General features: G+C 60.8%; 6 protein-coding genes. 5 read left to right on the plus strand and 1 reads right to left on the minus strand.

Annotation, left to right across the window (positions count from 1 at the left end):
* Positions 1-76: 76 nt before the first annotated feature.
* Positions 77-13,312, minus strand: coding sequence for a retention module-containing protein (locus ACZ89R_RS19025; protein WP_429544934.1), 13,236 nt, complete (start codon positions 13,310-13,312; stop codon positions 77-79).
* A 358-nt stretch (positions 13,313-13,670) separates the two neighbouring features.
* On the opposite strand from ACZ89R_RS19025, the gene ACZ89R_RS19030 reads away from it, so the two are divergent.
* The 5 genes from ACZ89R_RS19030 (at position 13,671) to ACZ89R_RS19050 (ending at position 20,805) form a co-directional block, all read left to right on the plus strand.
* The gene (locus tag ACZ89R_RS19030) at positions 13,671-15,023 is read left to right on the plus strand and encodes a TolC family outer membrane protein (RefSeq protein ID WP_123498151.1); all 1,353 of its coding nucleotides are present in this window, start codon (positions 13,671-13,673) and stop codon (positions 15,021-15,023) included.
* A 39-nt stretch (positions 15,024-15,062) separates the two neighbouring features.
* Positions 15,063-17,219 carry a type I secretion system permease/ATPase gene (locus ACZ89R_RS19035; RefSeq protein WP_429544933.1) on the plus strand — a complete coding sequence of 719 codons (2,157 nt, stop codon included), beginning with the start codon at positions 15,063-15,065 and terminating at the stop codon, positions 17,217-17,219.
* Positions 17,209-18,576, plus strand: a complete 1,368-nt coding sequence (locus tag ACZ89R_RS19040; RefSeq protein ID WP_429544932.1) for an HlyD family type I secretion periplasmic adaptor subunit — start codon at positions 17,209-17,211, stop codon at positions 18,574-18,576. Before ACZ89R_RS19035 ends, ACZ89R_RS19040 begins: the two co-directional genes overlap by 11 nt.
* A gap of 276 nt (positions 18,577-18,852) precedes the next feature.
* Positions 18,853-19,764, plus strand: a complete 912-nt coding sequence (locus ACZ89R_RS19045) for a TauD/TfdA dioxygenase family protein (RefSeq protein ID WP_429544931.1) — start codon at positions 18,853-18,855, stop codon at positions 19,762-19,764.
* A gap of 15 nt (positions 19,765-19,779) precedes the next feature.
* The gene (locus ACZ89R_RS19050) at positions 19,780-20,805 is read left to right on the plus strand and encodes an ABC transporter substrate-binding protein (protein WP_429544930.1); all 1,026 of its coding nucleotides are present in this window, start codon (positions 19,780-19,782) and stop codon (positions 20,803-20,805) included.
* The last annotated feature ends 1 nt before the right edge of the window (position 20,806 follow it).

The following is a 20,806-nucleotide window of genomic DNA, read 5'->3' on the forward strand; positions in this document are numbered from 1 at the left end:
CGACGACGAAATCGTCACCCGTGAGGTGGGCGCAAACGTGACGGCCGCCCGGTTTGGGCGGCCGTCAGACTGCTGATCAGCTGTTGTTGTGATCGACCTTGATGGTCGGGTCACTGCCGGCGATCAACGAGTTGATGCTGGCGCTGGACCAATTGTTGCCTTCCAGTTTGATCGTCACGTCCGGGGCGGCCGCTGCTGCGTCGGCGCCGTTGAACTTGCCGCCAGAACTGACTTGCAGGGACGACACACCATCCACCGTGGTGATCTTCAAGAAGTTATCAATGGTGCTGCCGGTTTCGCCCTGCAACAGATCACGCAGGTCGATGCGGTCGCCTTCGCTGGCTTTGAAGTCCTTGATCACGTCGCTGCCGGTATCGCCAGCCTTCCAGATGAAGGTGTCGGCACCCGAACCGCCAATCAGCATGTCATTGCCTTGACCACCGATCAACGAGTCATTGCCGCTGCCGCCGAGCAGGATGTCATTGCCCTTGTCGGCGTCGAGGAGGTCATTGCCACCCTGGCCGAAGAGAATGTCGTTGCCCGCGCCACCCAGCAGCGTGTCGTTACCATCGTGGGCGCCAGAGACGTCGAACTCGGTGTAATGCTCGGTGATGTACTGGTGCACGTTGCTGGTGGTGACTTTGCTGACATCGACGCCGGTCTGCTGGGCCACGAACGCCTGCATGGCCTGATAACCCTCACCGGTAACGCCGTTGAAGCTCACCAGATCGCCGAACAGCAGGTCGTTGCCGTCGCCGCCGTTGACCGTGTCGGCACCCGGCATCGTCGCTTCGGTATGGCCGATGATCGAGTTGGCCAGGTCTTTCGGGTCGATGTTGGTTTGTGGCGTTTGATCCGAATCGTACGGCTTGAGGTCGCCGAGGGTGACGTCTGTGTTCAGGCCGATCGCTTCCACCGTCGACACGTTGCTCAGCAATGCGAAGCCGCTGGAGGAGTTGTCGATGGCGGTGGAATCGGTGCTGTAGCCGGTGCCATCGCGATAGGACAGCTCATAGGTGCCGTTGCCCTCGGCATGGAGAGTGCCCAGTTCAGAACTGTGCCAGTTGCCCTTTTTTTGCTGAGTCTGCAGCGTGACGTTGCCGGCGCTGTCGATGGTCAGGTAGTGAGTGCTGTCCAGGTAGTCGGAATAAGTCTGCCCCAACTTGTAATTGGTGGTGGTGATGACGTCATCGAGCCTCACATTGCCGAACAAGGTCGGGTTGGTTTGCTCGCCACTCTGGTAGTAGGTCGGCTTGCCATCGGTAATGAAGTACGTGAGGTTCTTCGCGCCGGTGTTGGCCATCGCATCGGCACTCTGGAACCAGTTGGCCGTGGTTTTGAACACGTCCTCGTAGTTGGTGCCGCCGCCGGACGACATCGAGTCCAGCACGGATTTGAGCAAGGTCAGAGCGTTCGGGTCATTCAGGTTCACCGACACCGATTTGTTGACCTGGTTATCGAAGTCCGCCAGGAAGATGTTCACTGTCCCGGAGTTGCCGCCCATGCTTTGCTTGAGGGTGTTGAACACCGCGGTCAGCGAATCCTTGGCGGCGCTGATCGAAGAAGGGCTCATGCTACCCGAGCTGTCGACCATGAAGGCGATGTTGTAGTTGGTGCCCGGCACCACCGTCAGCCCACCGATGTCGGCGATCATGATGTCGTTGCCGTTGGTACCGGTGATGGTGTCGTCGGCGGCAGTGGCAGTCACCGCGTTATAGACCGACGGGTACACCGTGACCGGGATCTGCGCGGTACTCGGTGCCGAACCGCCTTGGACTTCGGTGGACGTCGAGGTGACAGTCAGAGTGAACTGGCCGTTGTAGTACGGCGGCGGAGTAACGGTCAGCGTGCCGAGGTTCCAGCCGGTGACGTTGGCTTCGCCATTGGTCGTGGTGGCGGTGAAGGTATGGCCCGTGCCATCGGTGAGCACCGAGCCCGCCGGTATGCCGCTGATCTTCACGCTCAGGCTTTCAGAGCCATCGGTGTCGGTCAGTGCCGTTTTGATCGCGGACAGGTGAACGCTGGTGCCTTCGGCGCCTTCGTTGAGTTTGTAGCCGTCGTAGTAGCCTTCGCCATTGCTGCCGTGCAGTTCGGAAACCGTCACGCCAGAAGCGGCCAGATCCGCCACGCCGGTATACAGCGGCACGCCGGCACTGCTCAAGTCGACCGCCGCACCGCCGTTGACCGACAGGTTGACGTCATAGCTGCCCGGGCCGTTCTGGTTGTGGTGGTAGATGTCCAGGGTGTAATAACCGCTGGTGGTCGGGATGAACGAACCGTTCAGGTTACCGCCCGCGCCCCAAGTGATTGCGGCCACGTTTTTACCGCCGATGGTCACCAACAGGCTGTCGTCACCGGTACCGCTGAAGGTGTACGTCTTGCCGGCTTCGAGGTAAATAAGGCCAGAGGTTTTCGAGGCGGTGCCGGCCGTGACACTGCCGTTGGACTGCACATTGGTCACGGTGCCACTGGAGTTCGGTGTACCCGCGCCGTCGATGACCGATTTCAGCGTACTGGAAGATGCGCCGCTGCCATCGGTGCCAAGGCCCGACAGACCGGTCCAGACTTCCTTGATCAGCCCGGTGGACTTGACGCTGTTGTCCGCGACGCTCAGGGATGGCGCGTCGGCAACCGGTGTGATGTCGATTTTCACCGTGCCGGTGTTGCCCAGCAGTTGACCGTCGGTGGGCTGGAACTTGATCTGCGCGTAGTCAGCCTGTTTGTTGCCCAGGCCGCTGCCACCGTAACCATCGATGCCCGATTCGTTGGCATCTGGCGTGAAGCGCAACTTGCCGGCGTCGATATCGGCCTTGCTGACGGTCTGGTTGGTCGCCACGTCTTTCCAGGTCGCACCGTCCAGGTACTGTAACTTGCCGTCGCCCGGCAGCTGAGTGATTTTCACCCCCAGGTTGGCGGTTGCGCTGTCGACATCGCTGACGCCGAAGGTCGACCAGCCGAGAATCAGCGGGGTGTCTTCGGTGCCGGTGACGTTAACCGGTGCGGCGGTCGGCGCGTCGTTCACAGCCACCACGTTGACGGTGGTGGTCGCGGTGTTGGAGTAGTTGCTGCCATCGGTCACCGTCACGGTGATGATCCGCGGCACGGTGCTCGGATCTTCACTGCTGTTGGTGAAGCTGATGTTTTTGATCTGCTGCATGTAGTCGGCCAGCGTCGCGTTGCCCGACAGGGTCAGGGTGACCGTGCCGTCCTGGCTGTTGGCGTTGATGCTGATGCCATTGACGCTGTTGCCCAGGTTCAGCGCATCGCCCGGCTGACGGTTGGTCAGCACGATGGTCGCGCCGGTCAGCATCGTGCTGTCCGGGTCGGTGATTTTCAGGTCGGTGTCGCCAATTGAGACGCCTTGGCCGGTAGTGCCTTCGGTGAAGGTCACGTTGTAGTTGGCCCCGGTGGCACCGCTGGAGTTGTTGGCGTCCAGGTCGAGGACCGGCGCGGCATCGTTGTCGATGATCGAAGTGCTGACACTGCCGTTGGTGGTGCTGACCGCGAGATTTTCGAAGTTGCCCCCGGTGGCCGAGTCGATCTTGACTACGAAGTTTTCGGTGCCTTCGGTGAGCTTGTCGTCCAGCGTCGCGACGTTGAAGTTCGCGCTGCTGGCGCCCGCCGGGATTTTCACGGTGTACACGCCGGTGAAGTCCGAACCGTCGGCGGCGGTGCCGCTGTAGACGATTTTCAGGGTCACTTCGGTCTGTGCCGGGTGAGTCAGGCTAACGGTGTAGCTGGCAGTCTGGCCTTCGGTCACCGAGGTGCTGCCGTTGATGCTGACTTCGGTCTTGTCGATCGTGTCGGTGACAGTCGTGACCGCAGCGGTGTTGCTGGTAACCAGGTTTTCGAAGTTGCCGCCGGTGGCGGTGGAGATGGTTGCTTCGACTTGGCCGGCGTCTTTGTAGACGTCGTCCTTCGGCGCATCGACAGTCACGGTGCCAGTGGTTTTGCCGGCGTCGATGGTGATCACGGCGCCGTTGCTCAACGTCACGGTCACCGGAGTGCCGGCGGCGTTGGTCAGGGTCGCGGTGTAAGTGATCTGGCTACCTTCGGCGACCGAGTTGGTCGCGCTCAGGCTGAGGTTGGTGGTGTCGATGGTGTCGGTCACGGTGGTGCTGACCGGCGTTTTATCCGCCACCAGGTTCTCGTAGTTGCCGCCGCTGACGCTGGTGATCGAGTTGGTCAGCGGAGCATGACCGGCCAATGCGTCGTTCGGTACGGCGGTGGTCACGGTACCGGTGGTTTTACCGACTTCGATGGTGATCGTCTGGCCGTTGGCCAAGGACACGGTGACCGGGCTGCCCGTCACGGGCGCACCGACAGTCGCGGTGTAGGTGACGGTACCGCCTTCAGTTGCCGAAGCGGTGGCGTTCAGGGTGACGGTCGAGGTGTCGAGGGTGTCGGTGATGCTGGTTACTGCTGGGGCAGTGCTTGGCACCAGGTTTTCGAAGTTGCCACCGGTGGCGGTGGAGATGGTTGCTTCGACGGTGCCGGCGTCTTTGTAGACGTCGTCTTTTGGTGCATCGACGGTCACGGAGCCGGTGGTTTTACCTGCTTCGATGGTGATCACGGCGCCGTTGCTGAGCGTGACGGTGACCGGAGTCCCGGCGGCGTTGGTCAGGGTGGCAGTGTAGGTGATCTGGCCGCCCTCATCCACGGTCCCAGTCGCGGTCAGCGAAAGGTTGGTGGTGTCCTGGGTATCAGTCACCGAGGTGTCCGCCGACTTGCCGTCGACTTCCAGTTTCTCGTAGTTGCCGCCTTTGGCATCGTCGATCTTGACGCTCAGGGAGGTGCCACCGGTCAGGGCATCGTTTGGCGCGGTGAAATTGATGCTGGCGCTGCTTGAGCCAACCGGAATGGTGATGGTCTGGCCGTTGGACAGAGTGACGACCACTGGTGAGCCGGTGACCGGTGAGGTTACGGACGCCGTGTAAACCACGGTGCCGCCTTCAGCCACAGTGCTGGTTGCAGTGAGGTTCACGGTCGAAGTATCGAGGGTATCGGTGACGTCGGTAACCGCAGCCGCCGGGTTGGTCACCAGGTTCTCAAAATTGCCGCCTGCGGCATCCTTGATCGTGACTTCGACCTGGCCGGCGTCTTTGTAGACGTCGTCCTTCGGCGCATCGACGGTCACGCTGCCGGTGGTTGCGCCGGCAGCGATGGTGATCACTGCACCGTTCGACAGGGTCACGGTGACCGGCGTGCCAGCGGCGTTGGTCAGGGTCGCGGTGTAAACGATCGAGCCGCCTTCAGCCACCGATTCAGTGGCGGTCAGCGACAGGTTGGTGGTGTTCGGGGTATCAGTCACCGAGGTATCCGCCGACTTGCCGTCGACTTCCAGTTTCTCGTAGTTGCCGCCTTTGGCATCGTCGATCTTGACGCTCAGCGAGCCGCCACCAGCGAGGGCATCGTTTGGCGCAACGAAGTTGACAGAGCCGCTGCTCGAGCCGACCGGGATGGTGATGATCTGGCCGTTGGACAGGGTGACAACCACCGGCGAGCCGGTGACTGGCGAAGTCACGGACGCGGTGTAAACCACGGTCCCGCCTTCAGTGATACTCGAAGTGGCAGTCAGCGAAACGATGCTGGCATCGAGGGTGTCATTGACGGTGGTCACCGCCGGGGTGTCGCTGGCGACCAGGTTCTCGAAGTTGCCACCAGTCGCGTCTTTGATCGTCGCTTCGACGGTGCCGGTGTCTTTGTAGACATCGTCCTTCGGTGCGTCGACAGTCACGGAGCCGGTGGTTTTACCCGCTTCGATGGTGATCACGGCGCCGTTGCTAAGCGTGACGGTTACTGGTGTGCCGGCCGCATTGGTCAGGGTCGCGGTGTAGGTGATCTGGCCGCCTTCATCCACGGTGCCGGTCGCGGTCAGCGACAGGTTGGTGGTGTCCGCAGTATCGGTCACTGAGGTATCGGCTGATTTGCCGTCGACTTCCAGTTTCTCGTAGTTGCCGCCCTTGGCATCGTCAATCTTGACGCTCAGGGAGGTGCCGCCAGCCAGCGCATCGTTTGGCGCAACGAAGTTGACAGAGCCGCTGCTTGAGCCGACCGGGATGGTGATGGTCTGGCCGTTGGACAGAGTGACGACCACTGGTGAGCCGGTGACTGGAGAAGTCACGGACGCGGTGTAAACCACGGTACCGCCTTCAGCCACAGTGCTGGTTGCAGTGAGGTTCACGGTCGAAGTATCGATGGTGTCAGTCACCTCGGTAACCGCAGCCGCCGGGTTGGTCGCCAGACTTTCGAAGTTGCCGCCTGCGGCTTCCTTGATGGTGACTTCAACTTGGCCGGCGTCTTTGTAGACATCGTCCTTCGGCGCATCGATGGTCACGGAACCGCTGGTGGCGCCGGCAGCGATGGTGATCACGGCACCGTTGCTCAGGGTGACGGTCACTGGCGTGCCAGCGGCGTTGGTCAAGGTCGCGGTGTAAACAATCGACCCGCCTTCGGCGACCGAGTCAGTCGCCGAGAGGCTGAGGGTGGTGGTGTCCTGGGTATCAGTGATTGAGGTGTCCGCCGACTTGCCGTCGACGTCCAGCTTCTCGTAGTTACCGCCCGTAGCGCCGTCAATCTTGACGCTCAGTGAACCACCGCCGGCCAAAGCATCGTTCGGCGCGGTGAAGTTGACGCTGGCGCTGCTCGACCCGACCGGGATGGTGATGGTCTGGCCGTTGGACAGGCTGACAACCACCGGCGAACCGGTAACTGGCGAAGTCACGGACGCGGTGTAAACGACAGTGCCGCCTTCAGCGACACTCGAGGTGGCAGTCAGCGAAACAGTGCTGGTGTCGAGGGTGTCGTTGACGGTGGTGACCGCCGGGGTATCGCTGGCGACCAGGTTCTCGAAGTTGCCACCAGTCGCGTCTTTGATGGTTGCTTCGACAGTGCCGGCGTCTTTGTAGACGTCGTCCTTTGGTGCGTCGACGGTCACGGAGCCGGTAGTTTTACCCGCTTCGATGGTGATCACGGCGCCGTTGCTAAGCGTGACGGTTACTGGTGTGCCGGCCGCATTGGTCAGGGTCGCGGTGTAGGTGATCTGGCCGCCTTCATCCACGGTGCCGGTCGCGGTCAGCGACAGGTTGGTGGTGTCAGCGGTGTCGGTCACTGAGGTGTCGGCTGATTTGCCGTCGACTTCCAGTTTCTCGTAGTTGCCGCCTTTGGCATCGTCGATCTTCACGCTCAGGGAGCCGCCGCCGGCCAGGGCATCGTTTAGCGCAGTGAAGTTGACGCTGGCGCTGCTCGAGCCGACAGGAATGGTGATGATCTGACCGTTGGACAGGGTGACAACCACCGGCGAGCCGGTCACCGGAGCAGAGACCGACGCGGTGTAAACCACGGTGCCGCCTTCAGCCACAGTGCTGGTTGCAGTGAGGTTCACGGTCGAGGTGTCGAGGGTGTCGGTCACCTCGGTGACCGCAGCCGCCGGGTTGGTCGCCAGATTTTCGAAGTTGCCGCCTGCGGCTTCCTTGATGGTGACTTCAACTTGGCCGGCGTCTTTGTAGACATCGTCCTTCGGCGCATCGATGGTCACGCTGCCGGTAGTCGCACCGGCGGCAATGGTGATGATCGCGCCGTTCGACAGGGTCACGGTCACCGGTGTACCGGCCGCATTGGTCAGGGTCGCGGTGTAAACGATCGAGCCGCCTTCAGCCACCGAGTCAGTCGCCGAGAGGCTGAGGGTGGTGGTGTCCTGGGTATCGGTGATCGAGGTGTCGGCCGACTTGCCGTCGACATCCAGCTTCTCGTAGTTACCACCCTTGGCATCGTCGATCTTGACGCTCAAGGAGCCGCCGCCAGCCAGCGCATCGTTTGGCGCAACGAAGTTGACAGAGCCGCTGCTTGAGCCGACCGGGATGGTGATGGTCTGGCCGTTGGACAGAGTGACGACCACTGGTGAGCCGGTGACCGGGGCGGAGACGGACGCGGTGTAAACCACAGTGCCGCCTTCGGCAACGGTAGACGTCGCGGTCAGGTTGACCGTCGTAGTGTCGATGGTATCGGTGACGTCGGTAACCGCAGCCGCCGGGTTGGTCACCAGGTTCTCAAAATTGCCGCCTGCGGCATCCTTGATCGTGACTTCGACCTGGCCGGCGTCTTTGTAGACGTCGTCCTTAGGTGCATCGACGGTTACAGAACCGGTAGTCGCACCGGCGGCGATGGTGATCACAGCGCCGTTCGACAGGGTCACGGTGACCGGCGTGCCGGCCGCATTGGTCAAGGTCGCGGTATAGGCGATGGAACCGCCTTCAGCGACCGAGTCCGTCGCGCTCAAGCTGAGGGTGGTGGTTTCCGCGGTATCGGTCACCGAGGTATCCGCCGACTTGCCGTCGACCTCCAGCTTCTCGTAATTACCGCCCGTTGCGCCGTCAATCTTGACGCTCAGCGAGCTGCCACCAGCGAGGGCATCGTTCGGTGCAACGAAGTCGACAGAGCCGCTGCTCGAGCCGACCGGGATGGTAATGGTCTGGCCGTTGGACAGGGTGACGACCACCGGTGAACCGGTGACTGGAGAAGTCACGGACGCGGTGTAAACCACGGTCCCGCCTTCAGCGATACTCGAAGTGGCACTCAGCGAAACGGTGCTGGTGTCGATGGTGTCGTTAACAGTGGTCACCGCTGGCGTATCGCTGGCGACCAGCTTCTCAAAGTTACCGCCGGTCGTACCTGTGATCGTCGCTTCGACGGTGCCGGTGTCTTTGTAGACATCGTCCTTCGGTGCATCGACAGTCACAGAGCCGGTGGTTTTGCCCGCTTCGATGGTGATGACGGCGCCGTTGCTCAGGGTGACGGTGACTGGTGTGCCGGCCGCATTGGTCAGGGTTGCCGTGTAGGTGATCTGGCCGCCTTCATCCACGGCACCGGTCGCGGTCAGCGACAGGTTGGTGGTGTCAGCGGTATCAGTCACCGAGGTGTCCGCCGATTTGCCGTCGACTTCCAGCTTCTCGTAATTACCGCCCGTTGCGCCGTCAATCTTGACGCTCAGGGAGCCGCCACCAGCGAGGGCATCGTTTGGAGCAACGAAGTTGACAGAGCCGCTGCTCGAGCCGACCGGGATGGTGATGATCTGGCCGTTGGACAGGGTGACAACCACCGGCGAGCCGGTGACCGGGGCGGAGACGGACGCGGTGTAAACCACGGTACCGCCTTCGGCGACGCTCGAAGTGGCAGTCAGCGAAACGGTGCTGGTATCGATGGTGTCAGTCACCTCGGTGACCGCCGCTGCCGGATTGGTCGCCAGGTTTTCGAAGTTGCCGCCTACGGCATCTTTAATGGTCACTTCGATTTGGCCGGCGTCTTTGTAGACGTCGTCTTTTGGCGCATTAACGGTTACGGAACCGGTAGTTTTACCCGCTTCGATGGTGATCACGGCACCGTTGCTCAGGGTGACGGTCACTGGTGTGCCAGCGGCATTGGTCAGGGTTGCGGTGTAGGTGATCTGGCCACCCTCATCCACGGTGCCGGTCGCGGTCAGCGACAGGTTGGTGGTGTCCGCGGTGTCGGTAACCGAGGTGTCCGCCGATTTGCCGTCGACTTCCAGCTTCTCGTAGTTACCGCCGGTGGCATCGTCGATCTTGACGCTCAGTGAACCTCCACCGGTCAGGGCATCGTTCGGCGCGGTGAAGTTGATGCTAGCGCTGCTCGATCCGACCGGAATGGTGATGGTCTGACCGTTGGACAGGGTGACGACCACTGGCGAACCGGTGACGGGTGCATTAACCGTCGCGGTGTAGACCACGGTTTCGCCTTCGGCGACGTTCGCGGTGGCACTCAGCGAAACGGTGCTGGTGTCGATAGTGTCGTTAACAGTGGTCGCCGCTGGCGTATCGCTGGTGATCAGCTTCTCAAAGTTACCGCCGGTCGTACCTGTGATCGTCGCTTCGACGGTGCCGGCGTCCTTGTAGACGTCGTCCTTCGGCGCATCGACGGTCACGGAGCCGGTGGTTTTACCCGCTTCGATGGTGATCACAGCACCGTTGCTGAGCGTGACGGTTACTGGTGTGCCGGCCGCATTGGTCAGGGTTGCGGTGTAGGTGATCTGGCCACCCTCATCCACGGCACCGGTCGCAGTCAGCGACAGGTTGGTGGTGTCCGCAGTGTCGGTCACCGAGGTATCCGCCGACTTGCCGTCGACTTCCAGCTTCTCGTAGTTACCGCCGGTGGCATCGTCGATCTTGACGCTCAGTGAACCTCCACCGGTCAGGGCATCGTTCGGCGCGGTGAAGTTGATGCTAGCGCTGCTCGATCCGACTGGAATGGTGATGGTCTGGCCATTGGACAGGGTCACAACCACTGGCGAACCGGTGACCGGTGCCGACACGGACGCGGTATAAACCACGGTGCCGCCTTCGGCGACGCTCAAAGTGGCACTCAGCGAAACAGTGCTGGTATCAATGGTGTCGTTGACGGTGGTCACCGCCGGTGTATCGCTGGCGACCAGGTTCTCGAAATTGCCGCCGGTCGCGCCTTTGATGGTTGCTTCGACGGTGCCGGTGTCTTTGTAGACGTCGTCCTTCGGCGCATCGACAGTCACGGAACCAGTGGTTTTGCCCGCTTCGATGGTGATCACGGCGCCGTTCGACAAGGTCACGGTCACTGGTGTACCGGCCGCATTGGTCAGGGTCGCGGTGTAGGTGATCTGACCGCCTTCATCCACCGAACCGCTGGCGGTCAGCGACAGGTTGGTGGTGTCCGCAGTGTCAGTGACCGAGGTATCAGCCGACTTGCCGTCAACTTCCAGCTTCTCGTAGTTACCGCCCTTCGCATCGTCGATCTTGACGCTCAGCGAGCTGCCACCGGCCAGCGCATCGTTTGGCGCAACGAAGTTGACAGAACCGCTGCTCGATCCAACCGGAATAGTAATGGTCTGGCCATTGGACAGAGTGACAACCACTGGCGAACCGGTGACCGGTGCGTTGACGGACGCGGTGTAAACCACGGTCCCGCCTTCAGCGACAGTAGACGTCGCCGTCAGATTAACCGTCGAAGTGTCGAGAGTGTCAGTCACCTCGGTGACCGCTGCCAGCGGGTCCGTCACCAGGTTCTCAAAGTTGCCACCGACAGCGTCCGCGATGGTGGCTTCGACCTTGCCGGCATCTATATAAACATCATCGGCAGGCGCATCGACGCTCACGCTGCCGGTGGTCGCGCCAGCGGCAATGGTGATCACGGCGCCGTTGCTCAACGTGACGGTGACCGGAGTCCCGGCGGCGTTGGTCAACGTCGCGGTGTACAGAATCTGACCACCTTCGGCCACTTCGGTGGACGCCGACAGGCTCAGGCCGGTGTCATCTTTCGAATCGGTAATGGTGGTGAGCGCCGGCTCGGTACTCGGGGTCAGTTGTTCGAAATTGCCGCCGCTGGTGCCGGTGATCGTAGTGCTGACGGTGCTGCCATTGTTGTAGACGTCGTTGGCCGGCGTATCGACGGTCACGCTGCCGGTGGTCTTGCCCGCTTCGATGGTAATGACCGAGCCGTTGCTCAAGGTCACGGTCATCGGCGTGCCGGCCGGGTTGGTCAGGGTGGCGGTGTAGGTGATCTGGCCGCCTTCGACGACGGTGCCGGTGGCACTGAGGCTCAGGCCGGTATTGTCGATCGAGTCGGTGATGGTGGTGACGGCAGGCGTGGTGCTCGGTACCAGGTTCTCGAAGTTGCCGCCGGTAGCGCCAGTGATCGTGGTGCTGACGGTGCTGCCGTTGTTGTAGACGTCATTGGCCGGGGTGTTGACGTTCACGGAACCCGTGGTTTTACCGGCTTCGATGGTGATGGTCGAACCGTTGGACAAGGTGACGGTGACCGGTGTCTGCGCCGGGTTGGTCAGGGTCGCGGTGTAGGTGATCTGGCCACCTTCAGTGACGCTGCCGGTGGCGGTCAGGCTCAGGCCGGTAGTGTCGACCGAATCGGTAATGGTGGTGACCGCCGGAGTCGGGTTCGGCACCAGACTCTCGAAGTTGCCACCGGTAGTCCCGGTGATCGTGGTGCTGACGGTGCTGCCATTGTTGTAGACGTCATTGGCCGGCGTCGGAACGTTCACGCTGCCGGTGGTCTGGCCGGCATCGATGGTGATGGTCGAACCGTTGGACAGGGTGACGGTGACTGGTGTCTGCGCCGGGTTGGTCAGGGTCGCGGTGTAAGTGATCTGACCGCCTTCGGTGACGGTCGAGCCCGCTGTCAGCGTGACGGTGGTGGTGTCGGCGGAATCGGTAATGGTGGTGACGGCCGGGGTTGGATTCGGCACCAGGTTTTCGAAGTTGCCGCCAGTCGCGCCGGTAATCGTGGTGCTGACGGTACTGCCATTGTTATAGACGTCGTTGGCCGGCGTCGGAACGTTGACGCTGCCGGTGGTGTTGCCGGCGGCGATGGTGATGGTCGAACCGTTGGACAAGGTGACGGTGACCGGCGTCTGCGCCGGGTTGGTCAATGTCGCGGTGTAGGTGATCTGGCCACCTTCAGTGACGGTCGAGCCCGCTGACAGTGTGACGGTGGTGGTGTCGACGGTGTCGGTGACCTGGGTCACGGCCGGAACGGTCGGCGGGGTGACCACGATACCGCTGCCGCCCGTGGTGCCGATGACGGTCACGTTGATCTGGGTCGAGTCGTTATAAACCGTGTCGTTCGGTGCCAACGGAACGTTGACGGTGCCGGTGGTTTGGCCGGCTGCAATCACGATCACCGAGCCATTGGACAGGGTAATGGTCAGGTCGGTCAGCGGCGCCTGGGTCAGGGTCGCCGTGTAAACCAGCACGCCACCGGCCTCGGTGATGGTCGGCGTGGCGCTCAGGCTCAGGGTCGATTCGCGCAGGGCATTGGCGCTGGTGTCGGCAGTCTGGCCGCCGGTGGTGTCTTGTATTGCTAGCGCGGCAGTGGCGAGACCCTCAGTCGGGAAGCCGATAGTCGGGTCGACCCGGGCAGCGGTTGCCTCCAGGGCCACGAAGCTGTGGCCACCACCGGCAGCGCCGCCTGAGCTCGCAGCCGTAGGGCCGGCCGCGGTGGCTTCAAGAGCGGTGGTCGGGTCGACACCGGCGGCGATGGCTTGTTGCAATTCGTCAACCGATGGCGCGGCTTGTGCAGTGGCTTGCGCAAGGTCGGTGCTGGAATCCGGATCGCTGCCGCTCCACTGAGTGTCGCGGCCCAGGTCCAGGGTCCGGCCATCAGCCAGTTCGAGCGTAATGGCGCCGGCGGCACCGGTGTCTACCTGATCGCCGACCAACAACCGGTCGCCTTCAACGAGTACGCGGCGGATGCCTTCTGGCGACACCGCGAAAACCTGACCAACAATGCTTTTGACGATGGCAACAACACTGCTCATTGAAGACTCTCCGGGTGTCACGTTCAGTTGACCTCCATGGACCGCGCGGCGTGATCGCCGATCGGGGCTGGACGTACTTTCAAGATATTTGCTACATAAGTTTGACGCGTAAATCGTCAATAATTTGGCTATATTTTTTCGAAATTAACTTTATGCCAAACTATTGACCTTAGGGGAGCCATCCTAAACAATCGTCCCAGTAATGTCACATTGATATTTAAACGGCGACCTGTCCTGCAGCGTGTGATCCAGTTCCGATTTTGAACTTTCCGACATACGGTCATTCCGGTTGCCATCATCCGATGCAGCGCCACGTTCTGCAGTGATTCAAGACAAGAAGTCCCGGGAAATTCCAACTATGCGTTTGCACCTGTTCAAGGTTCTACCCTTCGCCCTTGCCGCCAGCTTTGTTCAGGCGCAAAGCCTCCCGCAGGCCATGCAGCAGGCGCTGGATGTTCATCCGGAAATTCAGGCAGGGGTTAACAGCCGATTGGCCGCGGATTATCAGTTAAAGGCCGCCAAAGGTGGATACTTGCCGAGGGTCGATCTGCTCGGTGGTTACGGTCGCGAAGGCACTGACAGCGTCACCACCCGCGCCGCTGGCAACAATAACCACTGGGAAACGTTGAACCGTAGCGAGTCAAGTTTACGTCTGTCGCAGATGGTATTTGACGGTTTTGCGACGTCCAGCGAAGTAGGGCGTCAACAAGCCACCGTTAATTCCCGCGCTTATTCCTTGCTGGGCACGTCGGAACGTACCGGGCTGACCGTCGCTCAGGTCTATCTCGATGTATTGACTCGCCGCGAATTCGTGCGCCTGGCTGAAGACAATCTGAAGAACCACGAACGGATTCTCGACCAGATCAAATTGCGCACCCAGCGCGGCGTCGGCAGCGGCGCCGACCTTGATCAGGCTGACGCGCGCATGGCCCAGGCCCGCAACAACCTGATCACTGAACAGACCAATCTGGCCGATGCCGAAACCAACTTCCTCAGCGCCGTCGGCCAGATGCCCGATCAACTGGAGCGGCCCGCCGATTTCATGGCGTTGTTGCCGGCCAACCTGAATGAAGCCCGGGCGCAGATGCTGGAAAATAGCCCGATCCTGCGCTCCGCCGAATCCGATATCGCTGCCGCCGAGAAACAGTACGAAGCCGCCAAGTCGAGCTTCTATCCGCGCTTCGATGCCGAACTGGGTCGCAGCGCCGATAACGATCTCGACGGTCAGAACGGTCACAGCAACGAATGGCAGGCCATGCTGCGCATGCGCTTCAATTTGTTCGCCGGTGGCAGCAACAAGGCTGATCTGGAATCCAAGTCCTACTTGTCGAACCAGGCGCTGGATATTCGCAACAATGCCCTGCGTGTGTTGAACGAAGAACTGGGCCTGGCCTGGAATGCTCTGAACAACGCCAACGCTCAAGTGCCGATCGCCCAGCAATATGTCGATCGCAGCACCAGCGTACGTAGCGCGTATCAGAAGCAGTTCAGCCTCGGCGAACGCACTTTGCTCGACCTGCTCGACAGTGAAAACGAGCTGTTCAGCGCTTCCCGTCGGCTGGCCGAGATCAAAAACATTCAGTTATTTACTCAGTACCGAATCAAGGCGACCATGGGCGAATTGCTCAAAAGTCAGGGCGTAGTCGCACCGTTGGCATCCGTTGTGCAAAACGACGTGAAGCCCAAGGTTCAGTTGCCCGGGATGAATTGAGTCCTGCCTCATTTTAATCGTTAGCCAAGAGTGTCGAGCGTGGAATCAGAAGTCAGTCGAGTTCAACTCATTCATGATCCGCGCGCGCTGCATGACGATCCGTTACTGGACGGCCTGCTAGCCCTTTGCACTTTGCACCAGAAACCGGCCAGCGCCGCGATGCTGACCACCGGCCTGCCGTTACCCAAACAACGCCTGAGCGTCGAACTGCTGCCCCGCGCGGCCGCTCGCGCCGGGCTGCAAGGGCGGGTGCTGCAACGCAAGCTGGAGCAGATTCCGGCGATTGCCATGCCGGCGCTGTTACTGCTCAAGGACGGTCGCAGCGCGGTGCTGCTCGGCTGGCACGCTGAAGACCAGGCCCGCCTGCTGCTTAGCGAAAGCGATGGTGGTGAGGTCTGTGTCAGCCGTGAACTGCTGGCCGACGATTACAGCGGCAAAGTCTTCTTCGCCCAACCCCAACATAAATTCGACGTTAACCACGGCACGCTGATCCCGCGCGCGCGTTCGTGGTTTCGCGACACCCTCAAGCGTTCGCGCTGGCTGTACGCCGACGCCATCGCCGCCAGTTTTCTGATCAATATCATTGCCATGGCCGCGCCGCTGTTCGTGATGAATGTCTATGATCGCGTGGTGCCGAACCAGGCCGAGTCGACCCTGTGGGTACTGGCCATCGGCATCACGGGCGCTTATCTGTTCGACCTGATCCTCAAGAGCCTGCGCAGCCTGTGCCTGGACCTGGCCGGCAAGAAAACCGACCTGATCATCTCCGCGACGCTGTTCGAGCGCATCGTCGGCATGGCCATGAAATACCGCCCGGCCCGTGTTGGCAGCTTCGCCCAGAACATCCATGAGTTTCAGAGCCTGCGGGACTTTCTCGCATCGCTGACCCTCACCAGCCTGATCGACCTGCCGTTTACGCTGCTGATCTTCATGGTCATCGCGATTCTGGGCGGGCATCTGGTGTGGATTCCGGTGCTGGCGTTCCCGATTGCCTTGCTGATCGGTTATGCCTTGCAGAAGCCGCTGGTGGCGACCATGGAACGAACCATGGCCCTGGGCGCCGAGCGTCAGTCGAGCCTGATCGAAACCCTCGCCGGCCTCGATGCGGTGAAGGTCAACAACGCCGAAAGCGAACGCCAGTATCAGTGGGAGCAGACCATCGGCACCCTCAGCCGCCTCGAGCTGCGGGTGAAAATGCTGTCCGGTCTGGCGATGAACATCACCTTGCTGATCCAGCAACTGGCCGGGGTGATCATGATCGTCTTCGGCGTGTACCAGATCATCGACGGCCACCTGAGCATGGGCGGTTTGATCGCGTGCTACATGCTCAGCGGTCGTGCCCTCAGCCCATTGGCTTCGTTGTCCGGCCTGCTGACCCGCTACCAGCAGGCCCGCGTGACCATGACCTCGGTCGATCAGATGATGGAGCTGCCCCAGGAGCGCAATTTCGACGAGCGCCCGCTGAGCCGCAAAGTGCTGCAAGGCGCCATTGAATGCCGTCAGCTGAGCTTCACTTACCCGGATCAGCAGAACCCCGCGCTGAAGAACATCAACCTGATCATCAAGCCCGGCGAGAAGATCGGCATCATCGGTCGCAGCGGCTCGGGCAAAAGCTCCCTGGCCAAACTGCTGGTGGGCCTCTATCAGCCGGACGACGGCGCGCTACTGGTGGATGGTGTGGATATCCGTCAGATCGACGTCAGCGAATTGCGCCACAACATCGGCTACGTGCCCCAGGACATCCAGTTGCTCGCCGGTACCCTGCGCGACAATTTGGTCTCGGGCGCGCGCTATGTCGAAGACGAATTGGTGCTGCAAGCCGCGGAACTGGCCGGCGTCCACGAATTCGCCCGTCTGCATCCGCAAGGTTATGAGCTGCAAGTCGGTGAGCGTGGGCAGAACCTGTCCGGTGGTCAGCGTCAGAACGTCGCCCTGGCCCGAGCGCTGCTGCTCAACCCGCCGATCCTGTTGCTGGACGAACCGACCAGCGCTATGGACAACACCGGCGAAGAACGCCTCAAGCAACGCCTCGCTGCGGTGGTTGAGAACAAGACCGTGGTGCTGGTAACGCACCGGGCTTCGCTGTTGTCGCTGGTGGATCGTCTGTTGGTGATCGACCGTGGGCAGATACTCGCCGATGGCCCGAAAGCCGCCGTGATGGAAGCGTTGAAGAAGGGGCAGATCAGTGTTGCTTAAGTCCGGGGTCAAGGATTCCATCCGCCGCTACTTCAAAGGCTCCGCATCGCTGCAAGGCCAGCCCCTTCCCGAGGTCAACAAAGCGCTGATCGAAGACGCCCCGCGCGTGGTGCGGTTGACGATCTGGGCGATCATCGGCTTCTTCGTATTCTTGATGCTCTGGGCCAACTTTGCGGTGATCGATGAAGTCACCAAGGGCGACGGCAAGGCGATTCCGTCGTCGAAGATCCAGAAAATCCAGAACCTTGAGGGCGGTATTGTCTCCGAGTTGTTCGTCACCGAAGGGCAGATCGTCGAGGCTGGCGCGCCGCTGATTCGTCTGGACGATACACGGTTTGCCTCCAATGTCGGTGAAACCGAAGCCGATCGGCTGTCGATGCTGCTGCGTGTGGAGCGCTTGAGCGCCGAGGTCGATGACCGTGCGCTGAACTTCCCCGCCGACGTGCTCAAGGCTGTTCCTACTCAGGCTGCCAGTGAAGAGTCGCTGTACATCAGCCGTCGTCAGCAACTGTACGATGAAATCGGTGGCTTGAAAGAGCAGTTGATCCAGCGTCAGCAAGAGCTGCGTGAGTTCACCTCCAAACAGTCTCAGTACCGCAACGCGTTGTCGCTGCAACGTCAGGAAATCAACATGTCCGAGCCGTTGGTGGCTCAGGGCGCGGTGTCGCCGGTGGAGGTTTTGCGACTCAAGCGTGCCGAGGTCGAAACCCGCGGCCAACTGGACGCCACTACGCTGGCGATTCCTCGGGCCGAATCGGCGATCAAGGAAGTGCAGCGCAAGATTGACGAGACTCGCGGCAAATTCCGCAGCGAAGCCCTGACCCAACTCAACGAAGCACGCACCGATCTGAACAAGGCCCAAGCCACTGGCAAGGCCCTGGAAGACCGGGTTAGCCGGACGCTGGTGACATCGCCGGTGCGCGGTATCGTCAACAAGTTGCTGGTGAACACCATCGGCGGCGTGATCCAGCCGGGCAGCGATCTGGTGGAGATTGTGCCACTGGATGACACCTTGCTGGTGGAAGCCAAAATTCGTCCGCAAGACATCGCGTTCCTGCACCCGGGGCAAGACGCCACGGTGAAGTTCACGGCTTACGACTACACCATCTACGGCGGCCTGAAAGCCAAGCTGGAGCAGATCGGTGCCGACACCATCACTGACGAAGACAAGAAGACCACGTACTACATCATCAAACTGCGCACAGAGCGCAGCCACCTCGGGACGGATGAGAAGCCGTTGTTGATCATCCCGGGGATGGTGGCGTCGGTGGATATCATTACCGGCAAGAAGACTGTGCTCAGTTATCTGCTCAAGCCGATTATTCGGGCTCGGGCCGAGGCGTTGCACGAGCGGTAGTTTTGCGGGGGAGTCTGAAAAGATCGCAGCCTTCGGCAGCTCCTACAGGGTTTCGCGCACATCTGTAGGAGCTGCCGAAGGCTGCGATCTTTTGATTTTCCGGCCATATCGTTATTCGCTAACGGTATTTAAATTTCAATTATTATACCTATAAAGTCACTCCCCTGCGTACCTGCCGACCAATCGGCGCGCCGCACGACACGAACCAACACGGGACCTCCGTGAGTTTCTGATCGATGCGCGCCCTTGAGCGCGCTGTGCGTGGGAGTGATTTTTATGTCAGCTGTCTCTTTTTCTCCAAAGCCTGTGTCAACCAGCGTCGCCGCCATCGCGTCGCAATCCTTCGAAATCCGCCCATTCAGCGGCGCCGTCGGCGCTGAAATCATCGGCTTGGACCTGTCCCGCCCGATCAACGACCGGGACTTCGCCCGTGTCCATCGTGCGCACCTGGATCATCACGTGGTGGTGTTCCGCGACCAGCGCATTACTCCCGAACAGCAGATCGCCTTCAGCCGCCGTTTCGGTGTGTTGCAGATTCACGTGCTCAAGCAGTTCCTGCTGGCAGGGCATCCGGAAATTCTCATCGTTTCCAACATCATCGAGAACGGCCAATCCATTGGCCTCGGTGACGCCGGCAAGTTCTGGCATTCGGACCTGTCCTATAAAGAACTGCCGAGCCTGGGCTCGATGCTGCATGCCCAGGAGCTGCCGTCCGAAGGTGGCGACACGCTGTTCGCCGACATGCACAAAGCCTGGGACAGCCTGCCCGAAGCACTGCGCAAAGCGGTCAAAGGGCGCTCGGCCGCGCATTCCTATACCGCGCGTTACAGCGAGAGCAAATTCGAAGGCAATTGGCGCCCGACCCTGACGCCGGAGCAACTCGCTCAGGTTGCCGAAGTGGTTCACCCCGTCGTCCGCACCCACCCGGAAAACGGGCGCAAGGCGTTGTTCGTCAGCGAGGGCTTCACCACCCGCATCGTCGGTTTGCCGGAAGACGAGAGCAAACAATTGCTCGACGAGCTCTACGCCCACAGCGTGCTGGCGCAAAACATTTACCGCCATCAATGGCAGGCCCACGACCTGGTGTTCTGGGACAACCGTTCGCTGATTCACCTCGCCGCCGGATGCCCCAGTCATCTGCGCCGCAAGTTGTATCGCACCACCATCCAGGGCGACGCGCCTTTCTGATTTCGGAGAATTCCCATGTCCAAACGTGTTCCATTTGCACCCTTGGCTGCGGCCATTGGCCTGGGTTTCAGCCTGCTCGCCGGCAGCCTGGTAGCGCCGACCGTGGCTCGCGCCGAAGGTGAAATCCGTATCGCCGAACAGTTCGGCATCGTTTATCTGCTGCTCAACGTGGTGCGCGATCAGAACCTGATCGAGAAGTATGGCAAGCAGGAAGGCATCGACATCAAGGTCGACTGGACCCAGCTTTCCGGTGGGTCTGCGGTCAACGATGCATTGCTTTCCGGTTCCATCGACATTGCCGGAGCCGGCGTCGGCCCGCTGCTGACCATTTGGGACCGCACCCACGGCAAGCAAAACGTCAAAGCCGTGGCCTCCCTGGGCAACTTCCCTTACTACCTGGTGAGCAATAATCCCAAGGTCAAAACCATCGCCGACTTCACCGAAAAGGACCGCATTGCGGTGCCGGCGGTCGGGGTCTCGGTGCAGTCGCGCTTCCTGCAATACGCGGCGGCCAAGCAATGGGGCGACAAGGAATTCAATCGCCTCGACAAGTACACCATCGCCGTTCCGCACCCGGATGCCACCGCGGCACTGATCGCCGGCGGTACCGAGTTGAGTGGGCACTTCTCCAACCCGCCGTTCCAGGATCAGGCGCTGCAAAACCCCAACGTGCATGTGGTGCTGAACACCTATGACTTGCTGGGTCCGAACTCGCCGACGGTGCTGTTCGCCACCGAGAAATTCCGCAACGAGAACCCGAAAACCTACAAAGCCTTCATCGCCGCGCTGACCGAAGCAGCCGAGTTTGCGCAGAACGATAAAGGTGCGGCGGCCGACACTTACATCCGCGTCACCAAGGCCAAAATCGATCGTGCGGCGTTGCTGAAAATCATCGACAACCCGCAGTTCGAGTTCAGCATCACGCCGAAAAACACCTACCCGATGGCCGAGTTCCTCTTCCGCGTCGGTGCGATCAAAAACAAACCGGATTCGTGGAAGGACTACTTCTTCCAAGACACCAAACCGCTGCAAGGGAGCTGAC

Source organism: Pseudomonas sp. TE3728 (assembly GCF_056279145.1).